The sequence below is a fragment of the Cohnella hashimotonis genome (assembly GCF_030014955.1).
Classification (GTDB): Bacteria; Bacillota; Bacilli; order Paenibacillales; family Paenibacillaceae; genus Cohnella; species Cohnella hashimotonis.
On sequence record NZ_JAGRPV010000001.1, the window covers coordinates 7,155,027 to 7,171,172 of the forward strand.

A 16,146-nucleotide genomic window follows, 5' to 3' on the forward strand; every position below is an offset into this window, starting at 1 on the left:
AGAAGTTGCGGGCTTAAGATAAGAAGGCGGGACTGCGGCACGGCCGCGGTTCCGCCTTCTTATCTTTACTCGGATACGAATCGGCCGCTTCCGTTCTCCGGTGAACCGGCTCTTTCGCCCTTGGCGAAGGACGCCAAGCCCGCCGACAGCGAGAGCAGGCCGAACGCCAGTGCCGCCCAGGGATGATAGCGGACCGTGGACGACACGTCGGCGAGCAGGCCGCCGGCCAAGGAGCCGATCGCGACGCCAAGGTGCAAGAGCGACGTGTTGAGCCCAAGCACGATATTCGTCGATTCGGGCGCGATACGGACGAAGTAGGTCTGGATCGCCGGAATCGCCACGGAATAGGCCAGCATCCAAGCCGCAGAGACGGCAAGGCCCGACGCGAGGCCGCCTGCGGCGGAGGCGAAGACGTATGTCGCGAAGGGCATCAAGGCCAAGGCCAGCGCCATTGCGGCCAGACTCCGCACGATAACCGCCGGAGGACCGCGTCTATCGGCCGCCCCGCCGCCGAAGCGCGTGGCAAGCGTACCGGCCAAGCCGAGCAGCAGCATCGTCATCCCCGTGTACGACAAGTTCAACCTGAGGACGTCCTGCAAAAAAGGTACGAAGTACGTGTTCAGCAAGGCGATGCCCGACGAGAACAGCAAAGACATCAGCAGCCCCGCCGCAAGCGCGGGCCGGCGCAGTACGGCGAACTGGCGGCCGAAACCGACGGGGACGTCGCCTTCTATCTCGGGCAGCTTGCGCAGGATCCCTGTCATCACGAGCAGCGCGCCAGCGCCGAGCAGCAGGTACATGCTCCGCCAGGACCATCCGTTAGCCAGGGCGATGCCGATCGGCGCGCCAAGCACGGAGGCGGCGCTGAACGCCATCATGACGGTGCTCATGGCGCGTCCGAGCTGGCCGACCGGCACAAGCTTGGGAAGCGCGCCGAGCGCCGTCGTCAGATAGACGCCTGCGGCCGCGCCGATCAGGGCGCGCAGCGCGAGCATTGCCGCGTAGCCTTCGTTGAAGTATGAGAGCAGGCTGCCCGCAGCGAATACGAGCAGTGCGGCGGCAAGAAGCTTGCGACGCGAGGATCGCTGCGTCAGCGAGACGAAGAGCGGCGTACCGACGGCGAATCCGACGGAAAAGGCGGTGACGAGCTGGCCCGCCTGGGCGATGCTGATCCCGGCATCCCGGGAGATGATCGGCAGGATGCCGACGACGGCCAGTTCGGCAAAACCCGTCAAGAATGTGCCCAGCGTGAGCATATAAACAATCGTGCGATTCATTTTAACCACCTCTTATCATTGTCGCTGAGCCGCGCGGCCCTTGTAGCGACAGTATAAGCGGGTTACTATATTTAAGTAAGAGCGCAAATCGTTTGGAGGTAATCCCGCTAAACGGACCTGCTAACAAAAATAAAGCGTTTTTCGAAACAGGAGGCGACCATGATGTCCGAACGCGAGAAGGACGAGGATAAGCCGATCTGCGAGGCGCTTCAGGTGCTGGGGGCCAAGTGGTCCTTTGTCGTCATCGCGGAGCTCTGCAAAGGCCCCAAACGATTCAATCGCCTGCAGCGCGACGTCGCCATCGTAGGCACGCAGTCGCTCACGGATACGCTCCGCCATCTGGAGCAAGCCGGCATCGTACGGCGGGAGGTCTATCCGACGGTGCCCGTAACGGTCGAGTACAGCCTGACGGACAAGGGCATGGACTTCCAGGCGACGCTCGCCGAGATGGAGAAATGGGCGATGCGCTGGCGCAAGCCCGGCGGCGCAGAGGCGTCGGCACTGAACGCCGCAGACGCTGGCTGAGCGGCAGAAGAGACCGCGGAGCCGAGTGCCGCCGGCGCAGACTGAGTGACAGAAGAGAGGCCGCGGAGCTGAATGCCGCCGGCGCAGACTGAGTGACAGAAGAGAGACCGCGGAGCCGAATGCCGCCGGCGCAGACCGAGCGTTGGAAGAGGCCCGGTCTTCAGTCTGTTCGCATACCGCGCTACAAAGAAGCGGCCAAATGGACCAGCAGCGGCAAATACAAGAAGCTCGCGGCGGTCGAAAAAGCGACGTTCATCGCGACGAGCTCTTTGTCCCCGCCGTACCGCTCCATGAGTACGAGCGAATTAATCGCCGCCGGCATCGAGGATTGAACGAACAGCACTGCGGCATTCAGGCCGTGCAGGCCAAGCATCGCGATCGCGGTGTACGACAGCAGCGGCACGATTAGGATGCGCATGCCGAGCGAGATCCAGATCTCCGGGCGCAGGCTGCGGCGCCAATCCGTCTTGCGAAGCTGCATGCCGAGGAGGAGCAGCACGACGGCCGGGTAAGCGCCGCCTACCAGCTCAAGGCCCGACGAAAGACTCTCCGGCAGGCGCACTTTGAATAGAAACAGCGCGATGCCGACGGCGGCCGCATAGACGAGCGGCGTTTTCGTGATCTGGCGGAACGCCTGCTTCGGCTTAAAGGATGCGCGCGCCGCCAGGTAGAAGCCCAGCGTATTCACCAGGATGACATGCGTCACGACGTTGGTCACCCCGATCGCGAAGCCTTGCGTGCCGAAGGCGAGCAGCAGCAGCGGCAGGCCGTAGTTGTTGGAGTTGGAAAAGATCGTCGTCAGCTCCAGCGCGCGCTTCGAGGGCTCGCTCATCCGCAGCAGCCTCCCGGCCGCGGCGGCCGCAGCCCAGCAGAGCGCCGTCTGCAAGAGCGTATAGATCGCCACCGTGCCTAGCGTGCCGGTCTTCAAATCGCTGCTTGCGAGAGCCACCACGATGAGGCAAGGCGAGAGGACGAACAGGCTGAGATCGGCCAGCAGGCGCGAGTCGGGGGCTTTGTACTTTTGATATAAGTAGCCCAGGCAGCAAGCGATCAAGATGGGGATGCTGACGTTCGCGAATGTTTGGAAATATGGCATGGCTTCTCGGCTCCTTGCCCGACGGGCCGGGCGCTTCATTTGGTCCCTTAATCATAAGCCGAGTTTTGTTATTGTTTAAATATATATAGTTTATAAAGTAAATAGTTAATGACTATAATGGATGCTCGCACGTTCCTGTACGGACCAGAGTTTCGCTTTTTCCACTCATTGCTCATCCAGCCAAGTTTCGGACACAGCATCCGTTATTTCCGCCTTAAAACCATCCGAGTGCAGAGTTACACGGTGAATCCGCGCATCTCCCGCGAAAACCGCCTCCGGGTGCCGAGTTACACGGTAAAACCGCGCATTTCCCGCAAAAACCGCCTCCGGGTGCCGAGTTACACGGTAAAATCGCGCATCTCCCACAAAAACCGCCTCCTGGTGCAGAGTTACACGGTAAAACCGCGCATCTCCCGCAGAAACCGCCTCCGAGTGCCGAGTTACACGGTAAAACCGTGCATCTCCGTGCAGATAAGCGCATAATGGCACTAATGCCACCTCCGCGGCGCTCTGAAAGGTGCCGATAAGCGCAAAAGGGCATTATCGCCAACTTCCTTACACACCAGGCTACGCCGATAAGCGCAAAATGGCACTAACGCCGCCACCGAGGCGCTCTGAAAGGTGCCGATAAGCGCAAAAAGGCATTATCCCAAACGCCCTTACACACCAGACTGCGCCGATAAGCGCAAAAAGCACTACCGCCGGCTATTCGTTCAACGGTCCTCTCGTCCGTTTCGTAGAGGATCCATGCGGACCGTGCCGGATGTGAGCGCCGGGCGTTTGCTTCTCAAAATAAAAAAGCCCGCCGGGAAAATTCCCCGGACGGACCCTTGGCGGGCGGCCAGTGCGCGCATGGGCGTGCCTAAGTCGCCTGTCTCGAATCTACTCTACAGCCTGCCCCCGCCGCATCGCCCTTCCTTTTACCAGCCCAGATCCAGCGTCTTGCCCGTCTCCACATAAGACTTGATGTTGCTCAGGATGATCGGCCAGCTCTGCTGCGTGCTTTCGTAGGAGGGATGCCCCTCGGGCCAGCGGTCGTTAACGAACGTCACTTTCGTGCTGCCGCCGACCGGCTCCAGCGTCATGGTTACGCGCGTCTCGAGCTCGGCGTGATTTTCCCGATAGGACGGGCCTGGATGCTCCGTATAGCTCATCAGACTGTGCGGTTCGTACGCCAGCACCGTCCCGTATACGTGCACGGTCTCGTCGCCGTCGTTGCCCGGTCCCACGTAAGCGTAGGGCGCGCCGACCTCGAAGGTCGACTGCAGCACGCTGCCGAAAAAAATCGCGCGCGTACCCTCCGGCGAGACGAGCGCCTCCCATACCTGCTCCGGCTTGCCGCCGATATAGATCGTGTACTTCAAGTCCTCCATCGTCGTTCCCTCGCTTCTATAAAATAGTCATACGGTTGAATTGCGATGTCTATCGCGGACTGCTAGTATCGATTGTAGAAGAATGCCTGCCGTTTGTATTGGACAAACGCGACAGCCCATGGAGGTCAGTGGCCGTGCAGCAGATCGAGCGTCCGTTGGACAAAGCGATACTCAAGCCGCAGGAAGCCGTCCGAAAATTCGATTTGAAGCAATACGCCCCTTCTGCGGCGCTGTCGCGGTGGATCGAGAAGTTCTGGACGCTCTCCTACGATCTCGCCGGAGAGGCGCCGTTCAGTCAGACCGTCCTCTCCTATCCGAGCGTCAACCTGACGCTGGAATGCGAGGACGGCACCTGGTCCGCCGGCGTATACGGCGTGCCGCGCAGCACCTTTACCCGCACGCTGACCGGATGCGGCGAATGCTTCAGCGTCAAGTTCAAGCCCGGCGGCTTCTACCCTTTCTGGCGGCAGCCCGCTTCGAGCCTGACCGGGCGCACCGTCGGCTTCGGCGAGCTCTTCGGACCGGCCGGCGAAGCGCTGGCGCGGCGGCTGCCGGAAGCGTGCGAGCCCGGGGAACGGCTCGGGATCATGGAGCGCTTCCTGCTCGAGCTTTGCCCGGAGCGGGACGAGACCGCCGAGCTGGCCGCGCAGATCGTGGCGGATGCGGCGGGCGACCGCGGCATGGTTTGCGTCGAGGACATGGCGAATCGCCACGGACTGAGCGTGCGTTCGCTTCAGCGGCTGCTCGACCGCTATATCGGCGTGTCGCCCAAGTGGATCCTGCAGCGCTTCCGGCTCCAGGAGGCCGCCGAGCGGATCCGGCAAGGCGGCGCTGCGGACTGGTCGGCGCTTGCGGCGGATCTGGGCTATTACGATCAGGCGCATTTCATCCGCGACTTCAAGTCGGTCGTCGGGCAGACGCCGGATGCTTATGCACGGGCTTCCGAAGCCGGAAAATAAAACGCGCGGCGGTCACTTTGACGCCGCGCGCCTATTATTTTACAGACCATCTAGCCAGCAAATCTTTTCTATGATACGATCGATACAGTTTGTATCATAGCTGAGGAGCTGATTGATTTGTTCGCACGTTTGTTGCCCAGATCCGCCGTTCTGCTTATCGCAAGTCTGATTTTCGCCATTTTCGCTCCCCTATCCGCTTCGGCCGCAACGGGCGGCAACTACATCCTGCTCACGCTGGACGGCGTCAAGGGCGAGAGTACGGCAGAAGTCGGAAAAGGCGCCATCGATATCTTGAACGTATCGTTCGGAGCCGTTAATCCGGGATCCGCATCCGCAGGCAGCGGATCAGGGTCCGGCAAGCCTTCCTTTCAGGAATTCTCCTTCATGAAATTCCAGGATTCAGCCTCGCTGTCGCTGCTCGCGAACCTGACATCCGGCAAAGCCATCAAAAGCGGCACGCTCTCCTTCTACAACGCCCAAAGCAAAAAACCGTACCTGACCATTAAGCTGGAAACCATTTTCGTCACATCCGACGTCTACGGCGCAACCCAAGGCACCGATCGGATGACGGAATCCTTCACGCTTACGGCTAAAAAATTAACATTCACTTACCAGCAAACCGGTCCTAAGGGCGAATCGCTGCCGGCGCAAACGTTCGAATTCGATCTGTCCAAAAATAAAGCGAGCTAATCCGAACAAAGGAGCTGAATCGCCATGAAGCCCGCGCATCATCCCGAATCGAAGCTCCCCTGGAGCATGCCTGCGCTTGAAGTGCTGCCGGTCAGCGAGACGATGAACGACGGCGGCGTATGGTCGTTCGCGCCGACGGACGACTTCTACCAACGTAGCTTGCTGCTGGACAGCTGAACCGGCGGCCGGCGCCGGAACGCCGGCCAGCCTCGGGCATCGCCCGACAAAGGAGTAGATCGATGTGTTCGCCAGATTGCTCAGAACAAGCCTGCTGACCGCTTTGGCCGCAGGCATCCTGCTGCTCTGTTCCATCCCGCCAGCCGCAAACGCAGCCGACGCGACTGAACCGGCGCCCCGAATTCTGCTTAATCTCGACGGAATCAAGGGCGAATACGCCAGCACGGCGCTGGATATCCAGGACGCCATCGTCGCAACGAGCTTCGGATTCGGCGCGGACGCGCCGAGCCCGGCGGGCGGCGATAGCTTGCCAGGCAAGCCCATCTACCGCGATATCGTACTCACCAAGTCGTTGGACGCCGCATCGCTGCCGCTGCTGCAGTCGCTGACCGGCGGCAAGCATATCGCGGACGGCTACGCGTACTTTCAGACCCAGCGTGCCGGACAAAGCCGCACCTACCTGATCGTGCACTTATCCGATATTCGCGTGACCGGCTACTTGGCCGGCGGCTCGCCCGGCGCACAGTTGGAGACAATCACGCTGTCGGCCCGCACGGTGCTGTCCAAGTACGTCCCGGATCAACCTGGCGGCCCTACGAATCCGGATCCTGGTCCGGACAGCGCGGATGTGGCAACCCGGTACCATTTCGACCCGATTAACGCGGTGACGGCCAAGGGCAATCCTTATGTCAAGGGCTTCAAGGTCACGCTGCGGGCGTCCGGAAACCAAGGCGAGACGCTGACGACGCGGTATCGGGTAAACGGAGGCGCCTGGACCGATTATACGGGGCCTTTCGAAATTTACGCAGCGGATACGCATACGGTCGAGTACTACAGCACGGGTGCGGACGGACGCGTGGAAAAGACCAATGTCATGGACTTCGACAAAGGTACGTTCGACGGCCGCGGCACCTTCTAGCCCGCTAGCGATCACAGCCTTCGGCCAGGTCCGAAGAGGCAAGAACCCTGCGCGGTCGCGCAGGGTTCTTGCCGTTTTAGCGCAGTTTTAGCGCAGTTTTCATTTAGCGCTTCAAGGCATCCGGTCCGCGAGCCATTCCTTCACGCCAAGCGGCCGCGCTCCGATGAGCGATTCCAGATCGGAGGAGACGGAGGCCGTATCGGAAAAAGGAAGCATCGCGTAGGCGCCGCCGTTCATCGCCGGATCCGTCCGGTGCTCGATCCGTCTGCCCGACAGCTCGGACAACGCGCGCGCGAGCTCCTTCAAATCCCAAGCGCGCGAGGCCGTCAATTCATAGACCCGTCCCCGATGATCGTCCTCCGCGAGCACGACGGCAGCTGCCGCGGCCAGATCTTCTCTCGCAGCCGTATTGAACGTCCAGGGGCCGGGCGGGCTGAGCAGCACGCCGCCGGCTATCGCCGTCCGCCATCCGAGCATTTCGACAAGATCCATGTAGAAGGCGTTGCGAAGAATCGTATAGCTCAGCCCCGACTCCCGAATCAATTGTTCGGTCTTGATATGCAGTGCGTGCAGCGGCAGTCGTCCCTTTTCCGGGAAAGCAATGCCGGTATATACGATCCGCCCCGCGCCGGCCTCCTTGGCTGCTGCGACCACCGTCCGATGCTGCCTGAGACGAACTTCCTCATCCCGCTCCGGCGAGGAAATGAACAGCAGACGGTCCGCTCCCCTGAACGCCCCTGGCAGCGACGACGCGTCGTCATAATCCCCATATCGGACCTCGATGCCATTTTCGTTTTGGAATTCCGCGGGCCTGCGCGCCACGATCGCAATACGCTCGGCAGGCACGCGCCTCAGCAGCTCTTTCAGAACCAACGACCCCAGATGTCCCGTCGCTCCGGTCATGACGATTTTCATCGAATGTCACGCTCCTTTAATCCGAATAGTTAAATATTTAACCAAATGAGCGAACGATAGCGGGATTGCCCCTTTATAGATCGGGCATCTCCCGCTTAATCCTTCAGCTTGGCCAGCAGGCCTTGCAGCTGTCGGGTCTCGGCCTCGCTCAGCCTGTCCATCCGCCGCCCGATGACCTCCCGATTGCCGGGAAGCTTATCCCGCAGCAGCCGCTCGCCCGCTTCAGTCAACGTAACCCTGCGCTTGCGCCCGTCGTGCGGATCGCCATCGATCCGCACGAGATCTTCGTTCGCCAGCGGCACGAGCAGCACGCTGATGTTCGCCTTCGTGACGCCGATGCGCTCGGCCAGCGCCGAGGGCAGCAGCGAGCCGCCGGCCTTGGCGATCTCGACGAGAATGCGTATACGCGCCCCGTTCAGGCCATGCGACTGCCAGTAACGCTCGGATGCGGCGATCAGATCCGCCGTCGTCTCCACCAAGGCAAAAAACGCATGTACGCCGGGCGGCTGCTCAGCCGTATACTTTTGCAGGTCGTCCATGCGATCGTCTCCAAACTAGTTAAACCATTAACTAATTGGAGAATACCGCAATGCATAACCTTTGTCAACGCATAAGGTTGCGGACGGCGTCCGCTCAGACCGGATCGGGCTGCGCGCCTTATACCGGATCAGGCAGCGCCCACACCGACACGCTGCCGCCGTTCGCCGGGAAGCTGCCATAGCCGTCCTCCCCTATGACGACCTTGTCGTCGCGCGTCTGCGTGAAGTCGACCCACTCCTCGCCCGCGCGATGCTCGCCGACGTACATTTTCTTCTCGCCGCCCTCGCCCGTGCAGACAACGACCGCGCAGCCGGAGCGCTCGATATCGGCAACGCCGCGCCGCACCCACCCGATCAGCTGCGGATCGTCGAAGTAATCCTCCTGCTCCCCGTAAGCTTTGTAATGCCGGCTGTAGAGCAGCGGGTCGATCGCCATTTTCTTGCCTTCGATCTCTTCTTCGTCTCCCCCGATGTGAAAATAGTCGCCGTAGAAGACGCACGGATAGCCGCCTTCCCGCAGCAGCACGAGCGCATAAGCGCTCTGCTTGAACCAGTCCGCGATCCACGACTCCAGCGCCTCGCCGGGCTGCGAATCGTGATTGTCGACGAAGGTTACGGCGTTGGTCGGGTTCGACTGCACGAGCGTATCGTCGAACAGTTTGGTCAGATCGTAATCTGCACCTTGCTCCGAAGCCTCGTGCAGATTGTAGTGCAGCCGTACGTCAAACAGGCTGATGCGTCCGCCGACGTCCTCGAGGAACTGCTGGCACGCGCCAGGATCGCTGTTCCAAAACTCGCCGACGATAAAAAACGCGTCGCCCCGATCGGCGTACATCGCCTCGGTAAATTCCCGCACGAAGGTATGGTCGATGTGCTTGATCGCATCGAGCCGGTACCCCGCGCAATCCAACGTATCCGCGAGCCACTTTCCCCACTCAATCATCTCCCGGCGCACGTCGGGATGGTGGTAGTCGATATTGGCGTACATTAAATAGTCGTAGTTGCCGAACGCGTCGTCCACGTTTTCGTTCCAGCGCTTGCCGTCTCCTACAATCCGGAAAACGCCATTGCGGTCCTCGCGCGCGTCGCAGTCGGTGCCGTTGAAGTGCTCGAAGTTCCATTTAAACGACGAATAAGCATCCCCGCGCCCCGAAAAATCGAACTTCGTCCAGCCCTCGATGTCGAACGGCTCCGAGATCTCTTCGAGCCGGTTGTCCGCCTGCACCTCGACGACCTGAAATGTCTCCGTTCCGTCCGCGCCCGCCTTGTGGTTCATGACGAGATCCGCGTAGACGCCCACGCCCGCCTCGCGGCAGGCCGCGATCGCCTCGAGGAGTTCCTCCTTCGTGCCGTATTTCGTTCGCACGCCGCCCTTCTGATCGAACTCGCCCAGATCGTACAGGTCGTACACCGCGTAGCCCGTATCCTCCGGCGATACGGCCTTCGTGGGCGGCGGGATCCAGACGGCGTCGATGCCGCGGTCTTTGAGCTTCGGCGCGAGCTTCGCGAGACGGCGCCAGTGCTTGCCGTCGGCCTCGAGGTGCCACTCGAAAAATTGCATGATCGTATGATTGCGTTCCATGCTCGGGCCTCCATTATATGTAGATGCATGTTTATCCGGCATTGATCCGTCCCTTCAATGACTTACCTCAACCGGCGCGCGCGTAAACAAATCCGGAAGCCGCCGACTTGCCCCGAACACGTTGAGATCGCGCCCCGATTCGTATATGATGATGGAGAACTTAAGCGGCATCCGTTCAATCTCTAGCAAAGCGAGCTGAATCTCTTGTTCCCACGAGACCTCCAATATAAAATGCCCGCCGAATGGGCGCGGCACGAACGCACCTTCATGTCCTGGCCCGTCCGGGACTCCATGGTCTATCCGGACGACCACGAATCCGTCTGCGCCGGCTACGCGCAGGTCGTCCGCGCTATCGCCGAGTTCGAGCCGGTCAGCGTGCTCGTCAACGAAGCGGATCTGGCGCTCGCGCAGCAGCATCTGGACGCGCCCGACATCGAGCTCGTGCCGATCGCGCACAGCGATGCCTGGCTGCGGGACAACGGCCCGACCTTCCTCGTCGGCGAGAACGGCGAGCTGGCCGGCGTGAACTGGCGCTTCAACGCCTGGGGCGGCAAGTACGCGCCTTGGGATCTGGACGACGCGGTCGCGCCGCAGATTCTCGAGCGCATGGGCGTGCGCCGGTTCGACGCGCCCGTCGTGATGGAAGGCGGCTCGATTCACGTCGACGGCGAAGGCACGCTGCTCACGACCGAGGAGTGCCTGCTGAACGTCAACCGCAACCCCGAGCTGAGCCGCGAGCAGATCGCGGAGCTGCTCGAGCAGTATGTGGGCATCAAGAAGATCGTCTGGCTCAACCGCGGCCTCGCCGGCGACGAGACGGACGGACACGTGGACAACATCGCCTGCTTTGCGGCGCCGGGCAAGGTGATTATTCAGACCTGCTACGACACGGCCGATGAAAATTACGAGATCACGCAGGAGAACCTGCGCATCCTTCGCGAAGCGACCGACGCCAAGGGACGCAAGTTCGAGATCGTGGAGCTCCCGCAGCCTCCGCTCGCGTCCTTCGAGGAGAGCCGGCTTACGCTGAGCTACCTTAATTTCTACTTCGTCAACGGCGGCATCATCCTGCCGGTATTCGGCGGCGCCGCCGAAGAGACGGACCGCGAGGCCGCGCGCATCCTGGCCGAGACGTTCCCGGACCGCCGCATCCGCACCGTGGACGGCATGGCGATTATCAAGGAAGGCGGCAACGTCCACTGCACGACGCAGCAGATGCCTGCGCGGGGCTGAATTTTTTTGCGCCGAATGGACCGCCGCGAGACGACCATAGCTGCCCGAATTCCGCTTCTTTGCGTGGTACGGCGATTCGGTAATTCGCGATTCGATGATTCGCGATTCGGTGATTCGATGATTCGGCTGCTGTGATAATTGTTAAAAAGCATCTATTTTGTCTCGTACCGACATCTATGTCCGAATAATTGTTCAAAAGCATCTATTTTGCCGAAATAGTCGCAGGTCCGCGTTTTTCTTGCCCATTAACTGCTTTTTAACCGTTATTCTTGATTTCTTCCACGTCTTGGCGATCAATAACTGCCTTATAACAACTAATCGCTGCCGGCCTGCGAATATTTGCATACAGAAGGAGGAATTTCCCGATGAGAAAAGTCAAAGTAGCAGCTACCCAGATGAGCTGTTCCGGCGATATCGACGAGAACATCGCCAAGGCCGACAAGCTCGTGCGCGAGGCCGCGGCCCAAGGCGCGCAGATCATCCTGCTGCAGGAGCTGTTCGAGACGCCGTACTTCTGCCAAAAAGAGAAGTCAAACTATTACGTCTACGCGACCGAGCTCGAGCACAACAAGGCCGTCAACCACTTTAGGAAAGTGGCCAAGGAGCTTCAGGTGGTACTACCGATCAGCTTCTATGAGAAGAAAAACTACGCCCGCTACAACTCGCTCGCGGTTATCGACGCAGACGGCGAGGTTCTCGGCCACTATCGCAAAAGCCACATCCCGGACGGTCCCGGCTATGAGGAGAAGTTCTACTTTAACCCCGGCGACACCGGGTTCAAGGTCTGGAACACGAGGTATGCCAAGATCGGCGTCGGCGTCTGCTGGGACCAATGGTACCCCGAGGCTGCGCGCTGCATGGCGCTCATGGGCGCCGAGTTGCTGTTCTACCCGACGGCCATCGGCTCGGAGCCGCAGGACGGCTCGATCGACTCCAAGGATCACTGGCAAATGTGCATGAGAGGCCACGCCGCCTCCAACCTGATGCCGGTCATCGCCTCCAACCGCATCGGGCGCGAGGAAGACGAGGATTCATCCATCGACTTCTACGGCTCCTCGTTCATTGCCGGCCCGCAGGGCAACATGATCGAAGAGGCCGGCCGCACCGAAGAAACGGTACTGACCGCCGAGTTCGACCTCGACCAGCTCGAGATCCAGCGCATCGAGTGGGGCATCTTCCGCGACCGCCGGCCCGAGCTGTACCGCGTCATTGCCTCGTACGACGGCAGCACGACGGTGTAAGTACAGAAAGACCGCCGATCTTGGCGGTCTTTTCCTTTGCGGAAACCCCTGGATAAGCACGGCTGTGGGCCAGGCTCCCAAGTACCGATCTACGTTCACACTTCATGCGACCATCGGGGGCCAAGCTCGCAATTACCGATCTAGGTTCACACTCCATGCCGCAAAGTAACCTCGCCGGGTCCCGTTGCTCTAGTTAGCCGGTTTTTCCGGCTATCTCGCAGCCTCGCGGGGCTCCGACGGCACAGTTAGCCGGTTTTTCCGGCTATCTCGCAGCCTCGCGGGGCTCCGACGGCCGAGTTAGCCGGTTTTTCCGGCTATCTCCCGGCCTCGCGGGGCTCCGGCGGCATAGTTAGCCGGTTTTTCCGGCTATCTCGCAGCCTCGCGGGGTTCCGCGGCACAGTTAGCCGGTTTTTCCGGCCATCTCCCGGCCTCACACCGCCCTGACGCCCGAGTTAGCCGGTTTTTCCGGCTATCTCCCGGCCTCGCGGGGCTCCGACGGCATAGTTAGCCGGTTTTTCCGGCTATCTCGCAGCCTCGCGGGGTTCCGCGGCACAGTTTGCCGGTTTTTCCGGCGATCTCGCTCGCCCGCACCGCCATCGCGGCTCCGTTAGCCGATTCTCCCGGCGATCTCGCTCGGCATATTGCCCACGTAGGCGGACTGCGGCCGAAAGATGCGGTTGTGGGCGGCCTGCTCCAGCATGTGCGCGGTCCAGCCGACGACGCGCGCGGCCGTGAATGTCGGCGTGAACAACGCCGTCGGGAGCGCGATCGCCTTCATGATGGCGGCGGCGAAAAATTCGACGTTCGTATGCAGCCGCCGCCCCGGTTTGTATTCGGCGAGCAGCCGCGTCGCCGTCTCCTCCACGTGCAGGGCGAGCGCGAACGCCGGATCGTCGCCGGTCAGGCCGCGCGTCACCGCGCGCAGCGCTTCGGCTCGCGGATCGACGGTCTTGTAGATGCGATGGCCGAAGCCCATCAGTCGACCGCCCCGCTCAAGCACGTCGCGCAACCAAGGCTCGGCACGATCCGGCGTACCGATCGCCTCCAGCATGGCGATCACTTCGCTCGGCGCGCCGCCATGCAGCGGCCCGCCCATCGTGCCGATCGCCGCGCTTACGGCGGGGTACAAGCCGGCCTGCGTCGACAGCGCGACACGGCCCGCGAAGGTGGACGCGTTCATGCCGTGCTCCATGCCGAGGACCAAATAAGCGGTCAGCGCCCGTGCGTGATCAGGCTCGGGGCGGCGGCCCGTCAGCATGTAGAGGTAATTGGCTGCGTGGTCCAGCTCCGCGTCCGGTTCCACGGGCTCAAGCCCCTGCAGGCGGCGATACCGATAGGCGATGACGCCCGGCACCAGCGCCGTCATCCGCTCCGCCTGATCCGCACGCGGCGGCCAAGGGGGCTCGGCCCCGTTGGCAAATGCGGCGGCGGCTGCCTGCAAGACGCCCATCATCGGCAGTCCCGCCGGCAGCGCGTCCAGCAGACGGCGCAGCTCGATCGGCAGGACGCGCGCAGCGGCCAAGCGCTCTTTCAATGCCGACAACTCCCGCTCGCCGGGAAGCTGTCCGTACCACAACAGATGCGCCGTCTCCTCGAAGCCGCGGCTCACCGCCAGGTCCTTTGCCCAATAGCCTCGGTATACGAGATGCCCACGCTCGCCATCGACGAGCCCGATCCCGGTCTCCGCAGCTACGACGCCTTCCAGTCCGGTTACGCTTGCCATTCGATCACTCACTCCTTTTCTTTATAATTTCAATATACATCGCCGCATTAATTATGTATATTTATTGTATTTTTTATGGATGAAAGAATTCATTTATCAAAAACCTTTCTCATAACTCTTTTTAATCACCTTAATTAACTTTTTTCATCATTTGGGTTGACAGGGTTTGCCTATACCCCTTAATATAGCCAATATCTCATGAGAAAGGAGGTCGGCCGACATGACCGCTATTCAACTCAGCCGCCGCTGCGACGTATGGACCCAACTGAATATGCCGCTCGATGTCCGCCGGCCTCTACGGGCCGCTCCAGGAGTCAGACCCGGATAATGCGCGTTCCCGCAAGGGAAGCGCGACGAATCCAGGGTGTTGTCTTGACGTATCCAGGGACCGCGAGCGAATCGGCTTGCGGTCTTTTTGTTTTCCCAAAAATCCAATTCGATAAGATAAGAGGTCAAGTGAATTTATGATACAGAACGAATCTTACTATCGGCGCATCGATCTGCCCGCGGGCGATCTGCACGTCTACGCCGGGGACGCGCTGTTCCGCGCCATGGGCGCCAAGCCGCTCGAGATGGCGAACAACAATTTGCAAATTCCGAATATCCGCTACATGAGCTACACGCCGGACGCCCACGTCGGGGTCGGCACCTGCATCGGCACGACGGCCGTCTGGAAGGCGGACGAAGGCTTCGTCTCTCCCACCATCGTCGGCAGCGACATCGGCTGCGGCATGCGGGTACACCTGACGAACCTGGACGCGGACGACCTGAAGGACGTCAAGCTCCGGCGCAAGCTGGTCAAGGCGATCGAGAAGCGGATCCCGACGGAAAATCACGCCCGCGGGCATTTCTCCGATATCCGTCTCGAGGACGTGCTCATCAAAGGACTTCACGGCCTGCCGGGAAAATACGTGCCCGATGCCTACACGCCCCGCCGGGCGACCTCGCTCACGCACGTGGAGCACGCCCGCTTCCGTTATGACGAAAACGCGCTGAACCGGATTCCCGAGCATCTCTGGCATCGGGCCCACCGCCAGCTATGCACGCTCGGCGGCGGCAATCACTTCGTCGAGCTGCAGGCGGTCACGCTGGACGAAGCCAATCGCGACATCGGCGAGCGCTGGGGGCTGCGCGACGGACAAGTCATCGTCATGATCCACTCCGGTTCGCGCTCCTGGGGCGGCGCCGTCAACCAGCACTGCGGCTCCGAGGTGGTCAAGACGATGCGCAAGCTCGGCCTTGGCACGGCGGATCCCAAGCTGGCGTTCGCGCCGCTGGACAGCGAAGCCGGCGCCACGTACGTCAACCTGATGTATGCCGCGCTCAACTTCGCCGTCGCAAACCGCCATCTGCTCGCCTTCGCGGTGCGCGACGCGCTGCGCGAGACGCTGGGTCCGCAAGCGGAGACGCGTACGCTGTACGACCTGATGCACAACTACGCGTTGGAGGAAAGCCATAACGACGAGCCGCTGTTCGTGCACCGCAAGGGCGCGACCCGCTCCCTCCCTCCAGGCCATCCGGACAATCCGGAGCCGTACATGGAGACGGGGCACCCCGCGCTCATCCCCGGATCGATGGGGACGTCCTCGTACTTGATGGTCGGCGTGCAGTCCGGGGCGCGCAACTACCACTCCATTTGCCATGGCGCCGGCCGGGTCCGCTCGCGCAATGCAACCAAACAGCTGGTCACCGTGGACGAATTTGCGGCTTCGCTGCGCGTCGGCCAAGAGGACGAGGTCGTCGTCAACCATCGCGCGCTCGAGGCGATCATCGACGAGTCGCCGCAGGCTTACAAGGACGTCGATCAAATCATAGAAAGCGTTACGGGCGCAGGCCTGGCGGCCGTCGTCGCCAAATGCCGGCCGCTCGCCACCGTCAAAGGAGTATAAACCACAAT

At 61.1% G+C, this 16,146-nt stretch carries 15 protein-coding genes; 8 read left to right on the forward strand and 7 right to left on the reverse strand.

Going from position 1 to position 16,146, the window contains the following annotated elements:
* Positions 1-65: 65 nt before the first annotated feature.
* Entirely contained in the window at positions 66-1,277 is a 1,212-nt protein-coding gene (locus tag KB449_RS28550; protein WP_282911596.1) for an MFS transporter, read from the reverse strand.
* Between the two features lie 159 nt (positions 1,278-1,436).
* Between KB449_RS28550 and KB449_RS28555 the strand changes: the two genes are divergently transcribed.
* Complete coding sequence (locus KB449_RS28555) at positions 1,437-1,802, forward strand: winged helix-turn-helix transcriptional regulator (protein ID WP_282911597.1); 366 nt, start codon at positions 1,437-1,439, stop codon at positions 1,800-1,802.
* Positions 1,803-1,983: 181 nt separating this feature from the next.
* Here the strand turns inward: KB449_RS28555 and KB449_RS28560 are convergent, their stop codons facing one another.
* Both KB449_RS28560 and KB449_RS28565 read right to left on the reverse strand, forming a co-directional pair.
* Positions 1,984-2,898 carry an AEC family transporter gene (locus KB449_RS28560; protein WP_282911598.1) on the reverse strand — a complete coding sequence of 305 codons (915 nt, stop codon included), beginning with the start codon at positions 2,896-2,898 and terminating at the stop codon, positions 1,984-1,986.
* Positions 2,899-3,818: 920 nt separating this feature from the next.
* Positions 3,819-4,271: an SRPBCC family protein gene (locus KB449_RS28565; RefSeq protein ID WP_282911599.1), complete on the reverse strand. Its 453-nt coding sequence runs from the start codon at positions 4,269-4,271 to the stop codon at positions 3,819-3,821.
* A gap of 134 nt (positions 4,272-4,405) precedes the next feature.
* Here KB449_RS28565 and KB449_RS36615 point away from each other — a divergent pair, with 134 nt between their 5' ends.
* The 4 genes from KB449_RS36615 to KB449_RS28585 all read left to right on the forward strand — a co-directional run bounded on the left by KB449_RS36615 (position 4,406) and on the right by KB449_RS28585 (position 7,016).
* A complete protein-coding gene (locus KB449_RS36615) occupies positions 4,406-5,230 on the forward strand; it encodes a DUF6597 domain-containing transcriptional factor (RefSeq protein ID WP_282911600.1) in 825 nt (274 codons plus the stop codon).
* 117 nt (positions 5,231-5,347) lie between these two features.
* The gene (locus KB449_RS28575) at positions 5,348-5,920 is read left to right on the forward strand and encodes an Hcp family type VI secretion system effector (RefSeq protein ID WP_282911601.1); all 573 of its coding nucleotides are present in this window, start codon (positions 5,348-5,350) and stop codon (positions 5,918-5,920) included.
* Positions 5,921-5,944: 24 nt separating this feature from the next.
* Entirely contained in the window at positions 5,945-6,097 is a 153-nt protein-coding gene (locus KB449_RS28580) for a hypothetical protein (RefSeq protein WP_282911602.1), read from the forward strand.
* Between the two features lie 64 nt (positions 6,098-6,161).
* Complete coding sequence (locus KB449_RS28585) at positions 6,162-7,016, forward strand: type VI secretion system tube protein Hcp (RefSeq protein ID WP_282911603.1); 855 nt, start codon at positions 6,162-6,164, stop codon at positions 7,014-7,016.
* A 111-nt stretch (positions 7,017-7,127) separates the two neighbouring features.
* On the opposite strand, the gene KB449_RS28590 is transcribed toward KB449_RS28585, so the two are convergent.
* The 3 genes from KB449_RS28590 to KB449_RS28600 form a co-directional block, all read right to left on the reverse strand.
* Positions 7,128-7,931 (reverse strand): NAD(P)H-binding protein, encoded by an 804-nt coding sequence (locus KB449_RS28590; RefSeq protein WP_282911604.1) that lies wholly within the window; start codon positions 7,929-7,931, stop codon positions 7,128-7,130.
* 95 nt (positions 7,932-8,026) lie between these two features.
* Positions 8,027-8,470 (reverse strand): MarR family winged helix-turn-helix transcriptional regulator, encoded by a 444-nt coding sequence (locus KB449_RS28595; protein ID WP_282911605.1) that lies wholly within the window; start codon positions 8,468-8,470, stop codon positions 8,027-8,029.
* A 118-nt stretch (positions 8,471-8,588) separates the two neighbouring features.
* A complete protein-coding gene (locus KB449_RS28600) occupies positions 8,589-10,052 on the reverse strand; it encodes an alpha-amylase (protein ID WP_282911606.1) in 1,464 nt (487 codons plus the stop codon).
* A gap of 231 nt (positions 10,053-10,283) precedes the next feature.
* On the opposite strand from KB449_RS28600, the gene KB449_RS28605 reads away from it, so the two are divergent.
* Complete coding sequence (locus KB449_RS28605; protein ID WP_434082529.1) at positions 10,284-11,285, forward strand: agmatine deiminase family protein; 1,002 nt, start codon at positions 10,284-10,286, stop codon at positions 11,283-11,285.
* Positions 11,286-11,650: 365 nt separating this feature from the next.
* Positions 11,651-12,526: an N-carbamoylputrescine amidase gene (aguB, locus tag KB449_RS28610; protein ID WP_282911608.1), complete on the forward strand. Its 876-nt coding sequence runs from the start codon at positions 11,651-11,653 to the stop codon at positions 12,524-12,526.
* 607 nt (positions 12,527-13,133) lie between these two features.
* On the opposite strand, the gene KB449_RS28615 is transcribed toward aguB, so the two are convergent.
* Positions 13,134-14,249, reverse strand: coding sequence for a citrate synthase (locus KB449_RS28615; RefSeq protein WP_282911609.1), 1,116 nt, complete (start codon positions 14,247-14,249; stop codon positions 13,134-13,136).
* A 464-nt stretch (positions 14,250-14,713) separates the two neighbouring features.
* Here KB449_RS28615 and KB449_RS28620 point away from each other — a divergent pair, with 464 nt between their 5' ends.
* On the forward strand, positions 14,714-16,138 hold the full coding sequence (locus tag KB449_RS28620) for an RtcB family protein (protein ID WP_282911610.1): 1,425 nt from the start codon (positions 14,714-14,716) through the stop codon (positions 16,136-16,138).
* Positions 16,139-16,146: the final 8 nt, after the last annotated feature.

Coding starts and splice junctions, on each gene's coding strand:
- KB449_RS28550 (WP_282911596.1), bottom strand. CDS start 1,277: ATGAATCGCACGATTGTTTATATGCTCACGCTGGGCACATTCTTGACG.
- KB449_RS28555 (WP_282911597.1), top strand. CDS start 1,437: ATGATGTCCGAACGCGAGAAGGACGAGGATAAGCCGATCTGCGAGGCG.
- KB449_RS28560 (WP_282911598.1), bottom strand. CDS start 2,898: ATGCCATATTTCCAAACATTCGCGAACGTCAGCATCCCCATCTTGATC.
- KB449_RS28565 (WP_282911599.1), bottom strand. CDS start 4,271: ATGGAGGACTTGAAGTACACGATCTATATCGGCGGCAAGCCGGAGCAG.
- KB449_RS28580 (WP_282911602.1), top strand. CDS start 5,945: ATGAAGCCCGCGCATCATCCCGAATCGAAGCTCCCCTGGAGCATGCCT.
- KB449_RS28590 (WP_282911604.1), bottom strand. CDS start 7,931: ATGAAAATCGTCATGACCGGAGCGACGGGACATCTGGGGTCGTTGGTT.
- KB449_RS28595 (WP_282911605.1), bottom strand. CDS start 8,470: ATGGACGACCTGCAAAAGTATACGGCTGAGCAGCCGCCCGGCGTACAT.
- KB449_RS28600 (WP_282911606.1), bottom strand. CDS start 10,052: ATGGAACGCAATCATACGATCATGCAATTTTTCGAGTGGCACCTCGAG.
- KB449_RS28605 (WP_434082529.1), top strand. CDS start 10,284: ATGCCCGCCGAATGGGCGCGGCACGAACGCACCTTCATGTCCTGGCCC.
- aguB (WP_282911608.1), top strand. CDS start 11,651: ATGAGAAAAGTCAAAGTAGCAGCTACCCAGATGAGCTGTTCCGGCGAT.
- KB449_RS28615 (WP_282911609.1), bottom strand. CDS start 14,249: ATGGCAAGCGTAACCGGACTGGAAGGCGTCGTAGCTGCGGAGACCGGG.
- KB449_RS28620 (WP_282911610.1), top strand. CDS start 14,714: ATGATACAGAACGAATCTTACTATCGGCGCATCGATCTGCCCGCGGGC.